General features: G+C 63.3%; 18 protein-coding genes. 7 read left to right on the top strand and 11 right to left on the bottom strand.

Features of this window, described 5'->3' with window-relative positions:
* Window positions 1-157 precede the first annotated feature (157 nt).
* The 5 genes from RO009_11940 to RO009_11920 form a co-directional block, all read right to left on the bottom strand.
* On the bottom strand, window positions 158-1,207 hold the full coding sequence (locus RO009_11940) for a GTP-binding protein (protein MDT3685736.1): 1,050 nt from the start codon (window positions 1,205-1,207) through the stop codon (window positions 158-160).
* Window positions 1,208-1,317: 110 nt separating this feature from the next.
* The gene (locus tag RO009_11935; protein ID MDT3685735.1) at window positions 1,318-2,211 is read right to left on the bottom strand and encodes a metal ABC transporter substrate-binding protein; all 894 of its coding nucleotides are present in this window, start codon (window positions 2,209-2,211) and stop codon (window positions 1,318-1,320) included.
* 2 nt (window positions 2,212-2,213) lie between these two features.
* Window positions 2,214-3,083, bottom strand: coding sequence for a metal ABC transporter permease (locus tag RO009_11930; protein MDT3685734.1), 870 nt, complete (start codon window positions 3,081-3,083; stop codon window positions 2,214-2,216).
* Window positions 3,084-3,191: 108 nt separating this feature from the next.
* Window positions 3,192-3,926 (bottom strand): zinc ABC transporter ATP-binding protein AztA, encoded by a 735-nt coding sequence (aztA, locus tag RO009_11925; protein ID MDT3685733.1) that lies wholly within the window; start codon window positions 3,924-3,926, stop codon window positions 3,192-3,194.
* A gap of 7 nt (window positions 3,927-3,933) precedes the next feature.
* Entirely contained in the window at window positions 3,934-4,089 is a 156-nt protein-coding gene (locus tag RO009_11920) for a hypothetical protein (GenBank protein MDT3685732.1), read from the bottom strand.
* A 216-nt stretch (window positions 4,090-4,305) separates the two neighbouring features.
* On the opposite strand from RO009_11920, the gene RO009_11915 reads away from it, so the two are divergent.
* Window positions 4,306-5,232 (top strand): sugar kinase, encoded by a 927-nt coding sequence (locus RO009_11915; GenBank protein ID MDT3685731.1) that lies wholly within the window; start codon window positions 4,306-4,308, stop codon window positions 5,230-5,232.
* Window positions 5,233-5,252: 20 nt separating this feature from the next.
* Here the strand turns inward: RO009_11915 and RO009_11910 are convergent, their stop codons facing one another.
* The 4 genes from RO009_11910 to crcB all read right to left on the bottom strand — a co-directional run bounded on the left by RO009_11910 (window position 5,253) and on the right by crcB (window position 7,398).
* Window positions 5,253-5,750: a hypothetical protein gene (locus RO009_11910; protein MDT3685730.1), complete on the bottom strand. Its 498-nt coding sequence runs from the start codon at window positions 5,748-5,750 to the stop codon at window positions 5,253-5,255.
* Window positions 5,747-6,307 (bottom strand): permease, encoded by a 561-nt coding sequence (locus RO009_11905; protein ID MDT3685729.1) that lies wholly within the window; start codon window positions 6,305-6,307, stop codon window positions 5,747-5,749. Before RO009_11905 ends, RO009_11910 begins: the two co-directional genes overlap by 4 nt.
* Entirely contained in the window at window positions 6,304-6,936 is a 633-nt protein-coding gene (eda, locus tag RO009_11900; protein MDT3685728.1) for a bifunctional 4-hydroxy-2-oxoglutarate aldolase/2-dehydro-3-deoxy-phosphogluconate aldolase, read from the bottom strand. The genes RO009_11905 and eda overlap by 4 nt, the downstream gene beginning before the upstream one ends.
* A gap of 87 nt (window positions 6,937-7,023) precedes the next feature.
* A complete protein-coding gene (gene crcB / locus RO009_11895) occupies window positions 7,024-7,398 on the bottom strand; it encodes a fluoride efflux transporter CrcB (protein ID MDT3685727.1) in 375 nt (124 codons plus the stop codon).
* Window positions 7,399-7,535: 137 nt separating this feature from the next.
* Between crcB and bioF the strand changes: the two genes are divergently transcribed.
* Window positions 7,536-8,687 (top strand): 8-amino-7-oxononanoate synthase, encoded by a 1,152-nt coding sequence (gene bioF / locus RO009_11890; protein MDT3685726.1) that lies wholly within the window; start codon window positions 7,536-7,538, stop codon window positions 8,685-8,687.
* Window positions 8,688-8,690: 3 nt separating this feature from the next.
* On the top strand, window positions 8,691-9,377 hold the full coding sequence (bioD, locus tag RO009_11885) for a dethiobiotin synthase (protein ID MDT3685725.1): 687 nt from the start codon (window positions 8,691-8,693) through the stop codon (window positions 9,375-9,377).
* 105 nt (window positions 9,378-9,482) lie between these two features.
* Here bioD and RO009_11880 read toward each other — a convergent pair whose 3' ends face one another.
* Together RO009_11880 and bioB are read right to left on the bottom strand one after the other, a co-directional pair.
* The gene (locus RO009_11880) at window positions 9,483-10,742 is read right to left on the bottom strand and encodes an adenosylmethionine--8-amino-7-oxononanoate transaminase (protein ID MDT3685724.1); all 1,260 of its coding nucleotides are present in this window, start codon (window positions 10,740-10,742) and stop codon (window positions 9,483-9,485) included.
* 6 nt (window positions 10,743-10,748) lie between these two features.
* Entirely contained in the window at window positions 10,749-11,744 is a 996-nt protein-coding gene (gene bioB, locus RO009_11875) for a biotin synthase BioB (GenBank protein ID MDT3685723.1), read from the bottom strand.
* A 136-nt stretch (window positions 11,745-11,880) separates the two neighbouring features.
* Here bioB and RO009_11870 point away from each other — a divergent pair, with 136 nt between their 5' ends.
* The 4 genes from RO009_11870 (at window position 11,881) to RO009_11855 (ending at window position 14,509) form a co-directional block, all read left to right on the top strand.
* Window positions 11,881-12,948 carry a galactose oxidase gene (locus tag RO009_11870; GenBank protein ID MDT3685722.1) on the top strand — a complete coding sequence of 356 codons (1,068 nt, stop codon included), beginning with the start codon at window positions 11,881-11,883 and terminating at the stop codon, window positions 12,946-12,948.
* 164 nt (window positions 12,949-13,112) lie between these two features.
* Window positions 13,113-13,526 carry a hypothetical protein gene (locus RO009_11865; protein MDT3685721.1) on the top strand — a complete coding sequence of 138 codons (414 nt, stop codon included), beginning with the start codon at window positions 13,113-13,115 and terminating at the stop codon, window positions 13,524-13,526.
* A gap of 227 nt (window positions 13,527-13,753) precedes the next feature.
* The gene (locus RO009_11860) at window positions 13,754-14,116 is read left to right on the top strand and encodes a hypothetical protein (GenBank protein MDT3685720.1); all 363 of its coding nucleotides are present in this window, start codon (window positions 13,754-13,756) and stop codon (window positions 14,114-14,116) included.
* A gap of 144 nt (window positions 14,117-14,260) precedes the next feature.
* The gene (locus tag RO009_11855) at window positions 14,261-14,509 is read left to right on the top strand and encodes a DUF3297 family protein (GenBank protein ID MDT3685719.1); all 249 of its coding nucleotides are present in this window, start codon (window positions 14,261-14,263) and stop codon (window positions 14,507-14,509) included.
* Window positions 14,510-14,518 lie beyond the last annotated feature (9 nt).

The raw sequence follows: 14,518 nt of genomic DNA, 5'->3' as shown, positions 1-14,518 counted from the left end.
TTTCTCCGGTCGTCCCAAAAACCTGAGCGAAGCGAAGGCTATCCGGGACCCATAACCACCAAAATTCAAAGTTTGGGCAAGATAACAGACATCGGGGTTATGGGCCCCGGCTCTCGCACGCAGTCAAGCTTGCGTGTTCGGCCGGGACGACCGAGACCTATTTCACGCAGCTCTCAAACCCCTCGCGGATTTTCTGCTCGGGCAGGTTCTTGCCGATGAAGATGATGCGGCTTTCGCGCTTCTCGCCGTCCTGCCAGGGGCGCTGGTGATCGCCGTCGAGGATCATGTGCACACCCTGAAAGACGAAACGGTCGGGATCATCGTTGAAGGCTAGAATGCCCTTGGAGCGCAGGATCGCCGGGCCGTCGGTCGCCACCAGATTCTGAATCCAGGGGAAGAACTTCTCCGGATCGAGCGGCCGGTCGGTCCGCAGCGCGAGCGACTGCATCTCCTCGTCGTGATAATGCTTCAGGTCGTGATGATGATGGCCGTCATGCGCGTGATCATGATGGTGATGATGATCGTCGTGATCATGATGATGTCCGTCGTCGCCGCGCAGGAAATCCGGCTCGATATCGAGGATGCGGTCGAGATCGAAGGCGTTGCGGCCGAGCACTTCGTCCAGCGCAATCTTCGCGCGCTCGGTACGATGCAGCTTTGCATAGGGATTGATGCCGCGGATGCGCGCCTCGACCTCTTCCAGGTCTTCCTTGCTCACCAAGTCGGTCTTGTTGAGCAGGATCACGTCGGCGAAGGCGATCTGGTTCTTGGCTTCCGGCGCATCCTTGAGACGATCCTTCAGCCATTTAGCGTCGGCAACCGTCACCACCGCGTCGAGCCGGGTCTTCTTGCCGACCTCTTCGTCGACGAAGAAGGTCTGCGCCACCGGCGCGGGATCGGCGAGACCGGTGGTCTCGACGATGATGGCGTCGAACTTGCCCTTGCGTCGCATCAAGCCTTCGATGATGCGGATCAGGTCACCGCGCACCGTGCAGCAGACGCAGCCGTTGTTCATCTCGAACACTTCCTCATCGGCATTGACCACGAGGTCGTTATCGATGCCGATTTCGCCGAATTCGTTGACGATCACGGCGAATTTCTTGCCATGCGGTTCCGACAGAATGCGGTTGAGCAAGGTGGTTTTACCGGCGCCGAGATAGCCGGTGAGGACGGTGACTGGGGTTTTTTCGGACTTGGCTTCGGACATGGACGCTCCAACCTGAGACCTCATCTTGGAGGAGCGGCCGAAGGCCGTCTCGAGGGATGAGGCCGAGACTATTGGGGGCCGCCCCATCCTTCGAGGGGGCGGATTGGCAGCTATGACATCAAAGCCGCGCTGAGCGTCCTTATATTGTGCCTGATCATATCGATGTAAGTGGGGGCCGGGCCCTTTTCGCCGGTCAGGGCGTCGGAATAGAGGGTGCCCCCCAGCCTGGCCCCGGTCTCATCGGCGATCCGCTTCAGCAGCCGCGGATCGCTGACATTCTCCAGAAAGACCGCCGGGATTTTCTGCTTCTTAATCTGGGTGATGATCTTGGCGACGTCCCTGGCTGAGGCCTCCGAATCAGTCGAGACACCCTGCGGAGCGACGAAGTCGACGCCATAGGCGGCGCGGAAATAGCCGAAGGCGTCATGCGTCGTGATGATGCGGCGCCGCTCGGCCGGGATGCGGGCGATGGCCTCCCGCACGTCCGTGTCGAGCTGGTCGAGCTTGCCGAGATAGGCGGCGGCATTCGCCTCATACACGGCCTTGTTCGCCGGATCCTTCGCGACAAGCGCATCGCGGATATTGGCGACGTAGGTTTTGGCATTGGCCACCGACTGCCAGGCATGCGGGTCGCCATCATGGTCGTGGCCATGCCCTCCCGCGGCTTTCAGCGGCTTGAGGCCCCTGGTTGCGACCACTATGTCGGCTTTCGTGGCGGAGGATTTGACCAGCCGCGTGATCCAGCCCTCAAAGCCGAGGCCATTGGTGAAAACGATCTGCGCATCGGCGAGCTTCTTCGCGTCCGCCGGCGTCGGCGCATAGACATGCGCGTCACCGTCCGGCGCCACCAGGCTAACAACATCAACCTTGTCGCCGCCGACCTTCTTCACGAAGTCGGCGAGGATCGAGAAGGTGGCGACAGTTTTCAATCGCTCCTGCGCAAGCGCAGGCGCAGCAAGACTTGTCAGGAGCGTTACAGCAACAACGATGCGTCGAACCAGCATGTTCAGGCCTCAAGATGACGGCGCGGCATCATTTGCCGTACCACTCCGCCGACCCGCCCGAACAAAACCGACAGCACATAAAGGGAGGCTGCAACAAGGATCACCGCAGGTCCCGCCGGCACGCCGCTATGGAAGGACAGCAGCAATCCGGCATAGCTTGCGATCAGTCCGCTCAGCACGGCGACCGCGATCATCAGGGTGATGTCGCGCGCCCAGAAGCGGCCGATGGCGGCGGGCAACATCATGATGCCGACCGCGAGCAGCGTGCCGAGTGCGTGAAAGCCTGACACCAGATTGATCACCACAAGCGCCAGAAAAACGAGATGCACGGCGGCGCCGATGCCGCTTACCGAGCGCAGATAATTGGGATCCACGCATTCGATCACCAGCGGCCGGAACACTATCGCCAGCGCAAACAAAGTGACTGTCGTGTTGATGGCGATGAGCATCATCGTCGGATTGTCGAGCGCCAGAACCGAGCCGAACAGGAAATGAAGGAGATCGACATTGGTGCCGCGCATGGAGACGATGGTGACGCCGATCGCGAGCGAGATCAGGAAGAACACCGCAAGTGAGGCGTCCTCCTTCAATTCGGTGCTGCGTGCGACAAGTCCTGCCAGCACCGCGACGACAAAACCAGCAATCAGCCCGCCGGCCGTCATGGCGAAGATATTCAACCCCGACAGCAGGAAACCGACCGCCGCACCCGGCAGGATGGCGTGCGCCATGGCGTCTCCGACCAGCGACATGCGCCGCAGCATCAGGAAGACACCAATCGGCGCGGCACCCACCGCCAGCGTACAGGCGCCAACCAAGGCGCGGCGCATGAACTCGAATTCGGTAAATGGGGAGATGAAGAGGTCTTGGAGCATAGGCTTAATCCGCGCGTCCCCGCCAAAGCGGGGACCCGGCGCAAGACCCCCTGGATTCCCGCTTGCGCGGAAATGAACGAAGTACGTGGCAGCTCATTCTCAATCCATCTACGCCGCGCATTCGTGCGCCTCCTCGTCGAAGGCCTCGCACATGCGCCGCGCTTTCAGGAGGTTGTCCGCGGTCAGCACCTCCGGCGTCGTGCCCCACGCCACCTTCTCGCGCGCGAGCAACAGCGTTTCCGGGAAATTCGCCTTCACCAGATCGATATCATGCAGAGCGGCGAGCACGGTGCGGCCTTCACCATGCCAATGCTTCACCAGCGCGAGCAGGTCGGCGCTGGTCCTGGCGTCGATGGCGGTGAACGGCTCGTCCAGCACGACGACGCGCGCATCCTGCAAGAGCAGCCGCGCGAACAGCATGCGCTGCATCTGCCCGCCGGACAGCGTGCCGATCGCGCGCTGCTCAAAACCGGTCAGCCCAACCGTGCGGATCGCGGCTTCGATGCGCTCGCGGTCGCCAGCGCCGATGCCGCCGAACGCCCCCTTCTTCTGCCACAGCCCCATCGCCACCAGATCGAAAACCGTGATCGGGAAGCTGCGGTCGATCTCAGCCGCCTGTGGGAGATAGGCGATGTCGTTATCGGGCAGACCGTTGCGCTCGATACGGCCGGACAGCGGTCTGATCGCGCCGACAATGCCCTTGAACAGCGTTGACTTGCCGGCCCCGTTCGGACCGACGACAGCGATCAGCGCGCCGGGCGTCACCTCGCCGTCAAGATGATGCACGGCCGGGTGTCGGTCGTAGCCAAGCGTGACGTTGTTGAAGCGGAGCTGAGCGGTCATCGCACGGTCATGTCATCGCCCAAATGACCGCGGCCCAGATCAGCGCCACCAGGATCGCCGCGCCGGCCAGACGATGAAACGCCGACAGGCGCAGCATCGAGGGCGAGAGAACGGCCGGCGGATGAGCATGTCCCGGGGCGTGGTGATGATGGTGTGCAGCCATGGTTCTGATCGTCGGAAGAGCTTGTTCTGTTATAGTATAACAAAGCCCGCTGCCAAGAGCCGTTCTTGCCTACCGGCCGGAGAAATCCCGCAAATCAGGCAGACTTTCCGCTCGAAAAGCCCCATCGTGGCCGCGATTCATTGCCAAGTCTCGCGGACACGGCCATCTTGCGCCCCGCCAGACCGGCTCCCGCCCTCCAGCTTCCGGGTCCATTGCATGAGCCAGCCCCGCACCCGCATCGTCTCGGTCGGCGAGGTCATGATCGAGATGGCACGCGGCAGCGACGGCCGTTTCAGCCAGGGCTGCGGCGGCGACACCTTCAACACCGCGGTCTATCTGGCCAGGCAGGGCCATGAGGTCGCTTACGCCACCGCCCTCGGCGACGACCGCTATTCCGACGCCATCGCGGCGCTCGCCGCCGCCGAAGGCGTGGCGACCGATCTGATCCTGCGCATCCCGAACCGCCTCCCCGGCCTCTACATGATCGAGACCGACGCGGCGGGCGAACGCAGCTTCCATTATTGGCGCGAGTCCTCGCCGGCGCGCGAGCTGTTCGAATTTCCGGAATGGAACAGGATCGCCGAGAGCCTCCTGAATGCGCGGCTGATCTATTTCTCCGGCATCACGCTGTCGATCTATTCCAATGCGGCGCTCGGCCGCTTCCTCGCTATTCTGGAAATGGCGCGGCAAAATGGCGCCAAGGTCGCCTTCGACGGCAATTATCGGCCGCGCGGATGGAAGGGCGACATCCAGCGCACGCGCACCGTGTTTATGGAAGCACTCAAGCGCGTCGATATCGCGCTGCCGACCTTCGACGACGAGGCGCTGCTCTGGGGCGATGCCTCGCCGGAGGCGACCATCGGCAGGTTGCAGGCTTTCGGCATCGCCGAAGTGGTGGTGAAAAACGGCCCGAACAGCGCGGTGGTGTCGTCAGGCGGCGACCAGGACTTCGTGCCAGTTCCGGATGTGGTCGTGCCGACTGACACGACGGCGGCCGGAGACGGTTTCAATGCCGGTTATATCGCCGCACGGCTCGCCGGAGAAAAACCGCGCGAGGCTGCGATTGCCGGGCATCGGCTGGCCGCGGAAAAAATCAAGCATCGCGGCGCCATCATGCCGCGCGCGCCGCAAGCCGTGCATTGATTCATCATTTCATTTCTTGACTAAGGCTTCCCGATCAGCATTGCGGCGAACGCCGCAACAAAGGGAACCGGGAGCGACGCCACGACGCGCAACCAGACCACGCGCGCAGGCAGGATCGGCAATTCGTACATGAACAGGCGCGGAAACGCGAACAGGGCCCAGGCGGTCGAATAGGCGATCACCTGCGGCGCCCCCGCTCCGCCTTTCAAAGCTGCGGCGCCAAGCGCGAAACCGACGACGGGCCCGCCGGGCGTCAGCGCGCCGGCAATGGCGGCGATGGCGATGCCCAACAACCCGGACGAATCGCCAAGCCATTGCCCGACGACATCCTGCGGCAAGGCCGCAGCGATATAGCCCGAGCCCATCACGCCGATCATGATCCGCGGCAACAGACGCAGGAATTCGGCGCCACCCTGCCGCGCGGCGCCGCGCACCAACAGGCCGTGGCGCCTTGACGCTGCAATCGCCAGCGCCGCCACAATCAACCAAAGCGCCATCGTGATCGCGAAGTCCATCATGCCTGCCGGTCTTTCGAAATTGCCTGCACGATGAAGCGCACGGACAGCCCGACAATGACGGGCAGCGGCAAAGCCGCCAGCATGCGCCAGCCGACAAACTCAATGCCGAAAAATGGCATTTCCCACACCACGGCGCGATTGATACCGAGAAGCGTCCAGCTTGTGATCAGCGTGACAGCAGCGCTGACATCCGCGCCGACCGCGATGAAGGCGCCGGCAATCGGAAAGATGGCGAACGGCCCTCCGGGAAGAATGATGCCGGCAAAAGTCGCGATCAGAATTCCCTTGAGGCCGGATTCGGTGCCAACCCAGCGGCTGATCACCTCCCGCGGCAAAAGGACGGTGAGGAACGTTGCGATCAGGCATCCCGCCAAAACCTTCGGCAGCATGCTGCCGAAGAGACCGAGATCGTGCCACGCCACGTCGTAGAAGCGATCACGACCATCGCGCAGATAAACATAGGCCGCGGCTGCGCTGATGATCAGAAGGATCACCGCCGCCGACCAGTCGAAGGTCGTGCGTCGCGATTGCGGCGGTTCGGCGGTCTCGTCGTTCACGAAAGCAGGTCGACCGCGTTGCGCGCCAGCGCCGCAATACGGGGAAAGTCGCCCTGGGCAATCACATCGCGCGGCGCGACCCAGGAACCGCCAACCGCGAATACATTCGGCAAAGCGAGGTAATCGGCGGCGTTGCTCATGTCGATGCCGCCGGTCGGGCAGAATCGAATATCCGGCAACGGCGCAGCGACCGATTTCAACCAGGCCGCACCGCCACACGCTTCGGCGGGAAAGAATTTCAGCGCCTTGAACCCGAGCGCCGACAGCGCCAGCGCCTCGGATACCGTCGCGCAGCCTGGCAAGGCCGGCACCTGCGCATCAGCGAGTGCCGCGGCCAGCAAACCGGTCGTGCCGGGCGTCACGAGAAAACGGGCGCCTGCCTTGATCGATGCGGCGATATCCGTTTCCTCTCTCAAGGTGCCCGCGCCGACAACGGCGTCCGGCACCTTGGCCGCAATAGCCTTGATCGCCTCAAGCGCAGCAGGCGTGCGCAACGTCACCTCGATCGCGGGCAGGCCGCCATCGCACAGGGCCCGCGCCAACGGGACGGCCTGTTCGGCAGAGTCGATGGTAAGAACCGGAATGACCGGAACCGTCGCCAGCAGCAAGAGTGGATCTGCAACCGCCATGACGCGCAGATGTGCCCCAGGAGAGAGGCCGGTTCAAGGCGGTCGAGCGTATGTGTCGCCCATCTTGGGAGCGGAACCTGACGACGATCAGGAGAAATGCCGCACGAGAAGCAAGCCTGCGAACAGACCGCCAATAGCGAGAACGACGGACGCAATGACATAGAGTGCAGCCAGTCCGATCTCGCCGCGCTCATAGAGGACCGCCGCCTCCAGCGAGAAGGTCGAGAACGTGGTGTAGCCGCCCAACACGCCGGTGGTCAGGAACAGCTTCCAGTGCTGGCTGCCGCCATCCTTGAAGGCGAAATAACCGGCGATCAGCCCCATGACGAACGAGCCGGAGACATTGGCGAACAACGTCGCGTAGGGAAACCGGGTGCCCAGGAGGCCAGCGGAGGCCAGATTCACCCCATGCCGTAATGCGGCGCCAAGCCCGCCGCCCAGAAAAACCAGCAGATAGCCCATCGCCTCCCCCGCATCCACGGTGGTCCGGGATAGACCGGAAACAGTCCATCGGTCAAAGACCTGTCGGATGCTGCAGAAGGGGTGACTTTGCCCGGCCGGACGCTATGGTGCCGCCGCATTGGGATTATGGATTTGGGATGCGTTCTCTCGACCAGTTCGCTCAAGACCGGCTGCAGCAGCGCGCCGCGCAGAATTTGCGCCGTGCCATTGCGGAAACCGAGCCCGACGATGGTGTGTGGGTGACGCGCGGCGGCCGCCGGCTCCTCTCCTTCTGCAGCAACGACTACCTCAATTTCACGCAGCATCCGGCGATCAAACAGGCCGCCAAGGACGCCATCGACCGCTACGGTGCAGGCGCAGGCGCCTCGCGCCTCATCACCGGCAGCCATCCGCTCTACGCCAAACTGGAAGCGCGGCTGGCCCGCCTGAAGGGCACGGAAGCCGCCTGCGTCTTCGGCTCCGGCTATCTTGCCAATACTGGAATCATTCCCGCCTTGCTCGGCAAGGGCGATCTGATCGTCGTCGACGAGCTGGCGCATTCCTGCATCCGCACCGGCGCCTCGCTGTCGGGCGCGGAGATCCGACTGTTCCGCCACAACAATGTCGATCACGCACGAGCCTTGCTGGCCGCACACCGCAAATCGCATCAGCATGCCTTGCTGGCCACCGAAGGCGTCTTCTCGATGGACGGCGATCTCGCGCCGCTGCACGAGCTTGCCAGGCTGGCCCAGCAATATGACGCCTGGCTGATGACCGACGATGCACATGGCATCGGCGTGCTCGGACACGGGCGCGGCAGCACATTCGCGCATGCGGAGCCGCCGCATGTCCCCCTCCAGATGGGCACGCTGTCCAAGGCGATCGGCAGCTACGGCGGCTACCTGTGCGCGTCGCAGCCGGTCATCGACCTGATGCAGAACCGCGCCCGGACATTGATCTACTCGACCGGGCTCCCGCCGGCCGCCGTCGCCGCCTCGATCGCCGCGCTCGATTTGATCGAAAACGATCCCGGTTATGCGGCGTTGCCGCTGCAAAAGGCGAAAAGCTTCACCGCGCTCACCAATCTGCCGCAGGCGACAAGCCCAATCGTGCCGCTTCTGATCGGCGACGAGGAGCGGACGATGGCCTCGGCGAGGCTGCTGGAAGACCAAGGCTTTCTAGTCGTCGGCATTCGGCCGCCGACCGTTCCTGCGGGCACCGCGCGGCTGCGCTTCACCTTCAGTGCGGCACACGAGGACCGCGATATCGAGCGCCTCGCTTCGGTCGTGCGCGAGCGGGTTCTGACCTGACCCATGGCCGGTCTCTTTGTCACCTCCACCGGCACCGGCATCGGCAAGACTTTTGTTTCGGCCGGCCTGATCCGCTACCTGCGCGCCGAAGGCCGCACGGTGGAAGCGTTCAAGCCGGTGATCAGCGGCTTCGATCCGGCACATGTGGACCAGAGCGACACCGGCATTTTGCTGGCGGCGCTCGGCCTGCCGGCAAACGAAGCGCAGGTCGAACGCATTTCGCCCTGGCGCTTTGCCGAGCCGCTCTCTCCCGACATGGCGGCGGCGAGGGAAAACAGGGCGATCGATTTCGACGCACTGGTCGATTTTTCGCGATCCGCGCTCACCGCAGCAAATGATGCGACGATCATCGAAGGCGCCGGCGGGATCATGGTGCCGCTTGACCGCAGCCACACGGTGCTCGACTGGATGAAGGCCATTGACCTTCCGGTCCTGCTCGTCGCCGGCAGCTACCTTGGCAGCATCAGTCACACATTGAGCGCCGCCGCCGTGCTGCGACAGCATGGCTGCAAGCTGGCGATGATCGTGGTCAGCGAGACTGAGGGTTCGAGCGTCAATCTCGACGAGACCGCGGGTACAATCTCGCGCTTCGCCCGTGATGTCGGAATCGTGGCGCTGCCGCGGAAAATGAGCGCCGCCGATGCGGACGCGGCGTTTGGCTTTATCGCAGATAGCTGCGGGTTGCTTTAGGCCAACCTTTCCGTTGTCATGCCCCGCGTAAGCTGGGCATCCAGTAAGCACGGCGCGAGGTGTGTGTACCGCATAGCCCCTTCGCGGGCGATAATACCAACAAGATCAGCCGCGACTTCGCAACACCTCGACAACCGTCCGCGTCAGGAACGCCACGTCATCCGCCTCCATCGACAACGCCGGCGTGAGATAAATCACATTTCCGATCGGCCGGATGAACGCGCCCTTTTCCACAAAAGCGCGGCGCAAGCCGTTCAAATCATCAATCCGATCGAGCTCGACCACACCCACCGCGCCGCTCACTCGCACATCCAGCACCCCCCGCAGATCGCGACACACCTCGAGCCCCGCCTTCAGCCCTGCCTCGATTTTTTCGACATTCTGCAATCGCGCTCCATCCGCAAACAGATCGAGCGAGGCGTTCGCTGCCGCGCAAGCCAGCGCATTGGCCATGTAGGTCGGCCCATGCATCAACGCCTGCCGCGGGTCGTTCGACCAGAAGGCATCGAACACCTTGCGAGACGCAATTGTCGCGGCCAGCGGCAAAGTTCCGCCGGTCAATGCTTTCGACAGGGTGATGATATCCGGCGCAACGCCCGCGCTTTCGCACGCGAACATCGCGCCCGTGCGCCCGAAGCCGGTGAAGATTTCGTCGAAGATCAGCAGCAGATCGTAGCGATCGGCGAGCGCACGCAGGCGCAAAAGCACCTCAGGCTCATGAAAGCGCATGCCGCCCGCGCCCTGCATGAGCGGCTCGATGATAATTCCGGCCAGATCTTCGGCATGCCGCTCCAGCAGCCGGACCAGCGCGGTTTCGCTTGCGTCGCTACGCGGCAAATCCCCAATGACATGCCCGATCAGCAAACCCCGGAAAATCTCGTGCATTCCCTCGTCGGGATCGGTGACTGCCATCGTGCCGAATGTGTCGCCGTGATAGCCATGCCGGAAATGCACGAATTGCCGGCGTCGGCGTTGCCCGCGGTTGAGCCAGTATTGCGTCGCGATTTTCAGCGCGACTTCGACCGACACCGAACCCGACTCGGTGAAGAAGACCCGTTCCAGATCGCCTGGCAGCATGCCGGAAAGGCGCTTCGCCAGCGTCAGCGCCTGCTCATGCACCAGGCCGCCGAACATCACATGCGGCATGATCGCAAGCTGCCGCTGCACCGCTTCGCGGATATGCGGATGATTGTAGCCGTGGCAAGCCGTCCACCAGGACGCGATGCCGTCGACCAGCTCGCGACCGTCTTTAAGAAAGATGCGTGTGCCCTGAGTGCGTTTCACCGGCAAGGGCGCCGGCGCCGTCTTCATCTGCGCGTAAGGCAGCCAGACGTGCGGCAGACCGGTCTCGTACCAGTCAGGCACAGAGGCCTACTCCATCGGCCGCAGGCCGAGGCGATTCATCAGCTGTTTGTCGAGGTCGGCGGCGGGATTGGGCGTCGTCAGCAGTTTCGGGCCGTAAAAGATTGAATTGGCGCCGGCGAGAAAGCAGAGCGCCTGCATCTCGTCGCTCATGTCCTCGCGCCCGGCCGAGAGCCGCACCAGCGAGCGCGGCATGGTAATGCGCGCCGCGGCAATGGTGCGCACGAATTCGATGGCGTCGAACTTTTCTCCGGTCGAGAGCGGCGTGCCCTCCACCTGCACCAGCATGTTGATCGGCACGCTCTCCGGATGCACCGGAAGGCTCGCCAGCGTCGCGATCATGCCGACGCGATCGTCGGTGCTCTCGCCCATGCCGACAATGCCGCCGCAGCAGACATGAATGCCGGCGTCACGCACATGCTCGAGCGTGTCGAGTCGATCCTGATAGGTGCGCGTGGTGATGATGTTGCCGTAATATTCCGGCGAGGTGTCGAGGTTGTGGTTGTAGTAATCGAGGCCGGATTCCTTCAGACGCTTCGCCTGCGGGCCCGTCAGCATGCCGAGCGTGACGCAGGTCTCCAGCCCCATCGCCCGCACGCCTTCGATCATGGCGCAGACCTTGTCGAGGTCGCGGTCCTTGGGCGAACGCCAGGCGGCGCCCATGCAGAAGCGACTGGCGCCGGCCTCCTTCGCCGCGCGCGCTTCGCTGAGCACCGCGTCGACGTCCATCAGCTTCTCGGCTTTCACGCCGGTGTCGAATTTCGCGCTCTGCGGACAATAGGCGCAATCCTCGGGGCAGCCGCCGGTCTTGATCGACAACAGCGTGGAGACCTGGATCTCGGTCGGGTCGAAATAGGCACGGTGCACCGTCTGCGCCTGATAGATCAGATCCGGAAATGGCAGGTCGAAGAGCCCCCGCACCTCGGCGCGCGTCCAGTCATGGCGCAGGGCGCCGGCCAGCTTGGCGCTCGAAAAACGGCCATTTTCGGCTGTTCCGATGGTCATCGCGGATACCTCTCAACCTTGTCTCCGCTTCATGTCATAGAGCGGCGACGCTGCCAAGCTGAGCCGGCCTGACCGCCTGGAATAAGCCGCTGACGGCATGGTTGGTAAATCGGGGACCGCCGCAAGGAGCGTTAGGATGATTTCACGCCGGACCTTCGTCGCCAGTCTGGGCGCCAGCCTTGCCTCCCCTGCTCTGGCGCAGCACGCGGGTCATGATCCAGTCTATTCCAATCTCAGCGACCCGAAGATCAAGACTGCGCCGCAAGAAGTGATGAAGACACAGCATGTGTTCGATTCGCCCGCCCCGCCCGCACGACAGCAAGGCATGTGGGTCGACAAGGCGCCGCTGCCGATCCCGCGCAGCGAGATGGCCTGGGCCACGGTGCTGAACAACCGGCTGCATCTGGTCGGCGGCTATGGCGAGCAGCGGGTCGACCGTCCCTACCATCATGTCTACGACCCCGCCGCCGACAAATGGTTCGACGCGCCGCAATTGCCGCGCGGCGCCAATCACGTCGGCGTCGCCGTCGTCGGCGGCAAGCTGTTCGCCATCGGCGGCTTCGTCGAGCAGAACCGCAAGCCGGACGGTCTCTGCTATGTGCTGGACGGAGAAAGCTGGCGTCCCATCGCACCGCTGCCGAAGCCGTTCGCGGCCATTGCCTGCGTTGAGCTGAACGGCATGCTGCATGCGATCGGCGGCGCTGTCGGCGACACCTTCGCGACCAAGAAATCGGTCGATTGGCATCTCGTGTACGATCCACGCATCGATCAATGGAGCGCGCGGGCGCCGATGCCGACGGGGCGCGACCATACCGGAGCGCTGGCGGTGAACGGCTTGATTCATGTGATCGGCGGGCGGGTGGATTCCTTCCATACCAATTCCAACCTGCATCACGTCTATGACGCGAAGGAAGACAAATGGTCGCCGCGTGCACCGCTGCCGACCGCGCGCTCCGGTCACGGCGCAGTCTTCTATCGCGGCAAGATTTTCGTGATGGGCGGCGAAGGCACCAACCGCGTCTATGGTCAAAACGAGGCCTATGATCCCGCGGCCGATTCGTGGGAATCCTACGAGCCCATGAAAACACCAAGACACGGACTGGGTGCTGCGGTGATCGGCGATTTCATTCATGTCGCCGGCGGCGGTCCGGTCATGGGCGGCGCTTTCCAGAGCGCCGTGCATGAGGCGTTCACGCTGGGCTGATCACCTCGGCCGCAGACCAGCGGTCCGTTCCACCGTCTCGCCAAGTCCTTGCCACGATGAAGCCACTGATCGGGCGGGCAGAAATGGGCGCCCTGCGGAACGCATGGCGACCGCTCGCGTTCATACGCGTGGGTCGGAGGAGCAGAACAAAAAGGAGTCCTCGCATGCGTAAAACTTTATTTGCATTGTCCGCACTGTCCGTGATCGCGTTTGCCGCTCCGGCTTCGGCACAACCGGCCTACGACCGCACGGGATATTATCCGGGTTGGCCGTGGGTTGCGGGCGCCGCCGCCGGCACCGTCGTCGGCCTGGGTCTCGCGGAAGGCTGGTTCAGCGGTTCACTGGCTGCGAGCTTGCCGGCCTCCGCTGCAGGCGCCGCAGCAGTCGGCGGTGTCGCAGGCGTCGGCACAGTCGTGTTGATTGACGCGGCCACCCAGCCCTGCGCCGGTTTCCGCGCATTGCTCAGTCCGTTCGCTTATGCACCCGGCCAGTCCGGCTGTGTGAATGGCCAGTATGTGGGCTATCGCGGCGACCGCACGCGCGTCGTTGAGCGACCGGCGCCACGTCGGCGCTACTGAGCTCGCACGCCAAGATGCAACAAGGTAAAGGCCTCGCGCCACGCGGGGCCTTTTTCCTGCTGCGAATTGCGCCTTTCGCGATCGTGCGACGAAGCGCGATTAACGATGCCCGATGGTTAACCTTTGCAGCGGCTGGCGCGACAGGATCATTTCTGATTTCAAGCGGGCCTGCGCCCCTGTGGCCGTTCGGCCATGGGGGCGATGCGTTATCTGGAGAAACGATAGAAATGCGTAAAATTGTAATGATCCTTTCCGCCGTTGCGGCGCTCGCTATGACGACGCCGGCGTCCGCCAAGACCAAGCATGCGCCGGCCTATCCGTGGCTTGCAGGCGCTGCTGTCGGCACCGTCGTCGGCGTCGGCCTGTACAACAGCTGGTTCAGCGGTTCGTTCGCGGCGAGCCTGCCGGCTTCGGCCGCCGGTGCCGCCACCACCGGCTTTGTCGCGGGCGTGGGCACGGTTGTGCTGATCGACGCTGCGACGCAGCCGTGCAAGGGTTTTCGCGCGCTGTTCAGCCCGTTCTACAGCCAGCCGTCAGGCTGCGTGAACGGCAAGTATGTTGGCTACAAGGTCAAGAAGCGCCGCGCTTAATCGCTGATTTTTCAGCCAAGGCTCCCGCATGAATGTGCGGGAGCCTTTTCTATTTTCGCGCCGCCTCACGAGGGTCGCAGTTGTCTGCGACCCCTTGCGTCCGTAACGTTTCCACGTCGAATCGTTCACCCGGAATTGGATGCCATGAGCGACACGCTTCCCGACCGCCTCTCGGTCGATCCGAACAGCCCCTACTACAATGAAGAGCTTCTGAAGCGGGATATCGGCATCCGCTTCGCGGGCAAGGAAAAGACCAATGTCGAGGAATATTGCGTCAGCGAGGGCTGGATTCGCGTTGCGGCGGGCAACGCCAAGGACCGGTTCGGCAATCCGCTGACCATTAAGCTGAAGGGACCGGTGGAGCCCTACTTGAAGGATAAGAAGGCGGGGTGATTTCGCCGT

It is taken from the genome of Pseudorhodoplanes sp., from assembly GCA_032027085.1.
Classification (GTDB): domain Bacteria; phylum Pseudomonadota; class Alphaproteobacteria; order Rhizobiales; family Xanthobacteraceae; genus Pseudorhodoplanes.
The sequence above is the reverse complement of the archived record's forward strand: the minus strand, read 5'-3'. Positions and strand labels throughout refer to the sequence as shown.

Bases quoted from the DNA above. Each gene is read 5' to 3' on its own strand.
- RO009_11940 (MDT3685736.1), bottom strand. From the start codon at position 1,207: ATGTCCGAAGCCAAGTCCGAAAAAACCCCAGTCACCGTCCTCACCGGC.
- RO009_11935 (MDT3685735.1), bottom strand. From the start codon at position 2,211: ATGCTGGTTCGACGCATCGTTGTTGCTGTAACGCTCCTGACAAGTCTT.
- RO009_11930 (MDT3685734.1), bottom strand. From the start codon at position 3,083: ATGCTCCAAGACCTCTTCATCTCCCCATTTACCGAATTCGAGTTCATG.
- aztA (MDT3685733.1), bottom strand. From the start codon at position 3,926: ATGACCGCTCAGCTCCGCTTCAACAACGTCACGCTTGGCTACGACCGA.
- RO009_11920 (MDT3685732.1), bottom strand. From the start codon at position 4,089: ATGGCTGCACACCATCATCACCACGCCCCGGGACATGCTCATCCGCCG.
- RO009_11915 (MDT3685731.1), top strand. From the start codon at position 4,306: ATGAGCCAGCCCCGCACCCGCATCGTCTCGGTCGGCGAGGTCATGATC.
- RO009_11910 (MDT3685730.1), bottom strand. From the start codon at position 5,750: ATGATGGACTTCGCGATCACGATGGCGCTTTGGTTGATTGTGGCGGCG.
- eda (MDT3685728.1), bottom strand. From the start codon at position 6,936: ATGGCGGTTGCAGATCCACTCTTGCTGCTGGCGACGGTTCCGGTCATT.
- crcB (MDT3685727.1), bottom strand. From the start codon at position 7,398: ATGGGCTATCTGCTGGTTTTTCTGGGCGGCGGGCTTGGCGCCGCATTA.
- bioF (MDT3685726.1), top strand. From the start codon at position 7,536: ATGCGTTCTCTCGACCAGTTCGCTCAAGACCGGCTGCAGCAGCGCGCC.
- bioD (MDT3685725.1), top strand. From the start codon at position 8,691: ATGGCCGGTCTCTTTGTCACCTCCACCGGCACCGGCATCGGCAAGACT.
- bioB (MDT3685723.1), bottom strand. From the start codon at position 11,744: ATGACCATCGGAACAGCCGAAAATGGCCGTTTTTCGAGCGCCAAGCTG.
- RO009_11870 (MDT3685722.1), top strand. From the start codon at position 11,881: ATGATTTCACGCCGGACCTTCGTCGCCAGTCTGGGCGCCAGCCTTGCC.
- RO009_11865 (MDT3685721.1), top strand. From the start codon at position 13,113: ATGCGTAAAACTTTATTTGCATTGTCCGCACTGTCCGTGATCGCGTTT.
- RO009_11860 (MDT3685720.1), top strand. From the start codon at position 13,754: ATGCGTAAAATTGTAATGATCCTTTCCGCCGTTGCGGCGCTCGCTATG.
- RO009_11855 (MDT3685719.1), top strand. From the start codon at position 14,261: ATGAGCGACACGCTTCCCGACCGCCTCTCGGTCGATCCGAACAGCCCC.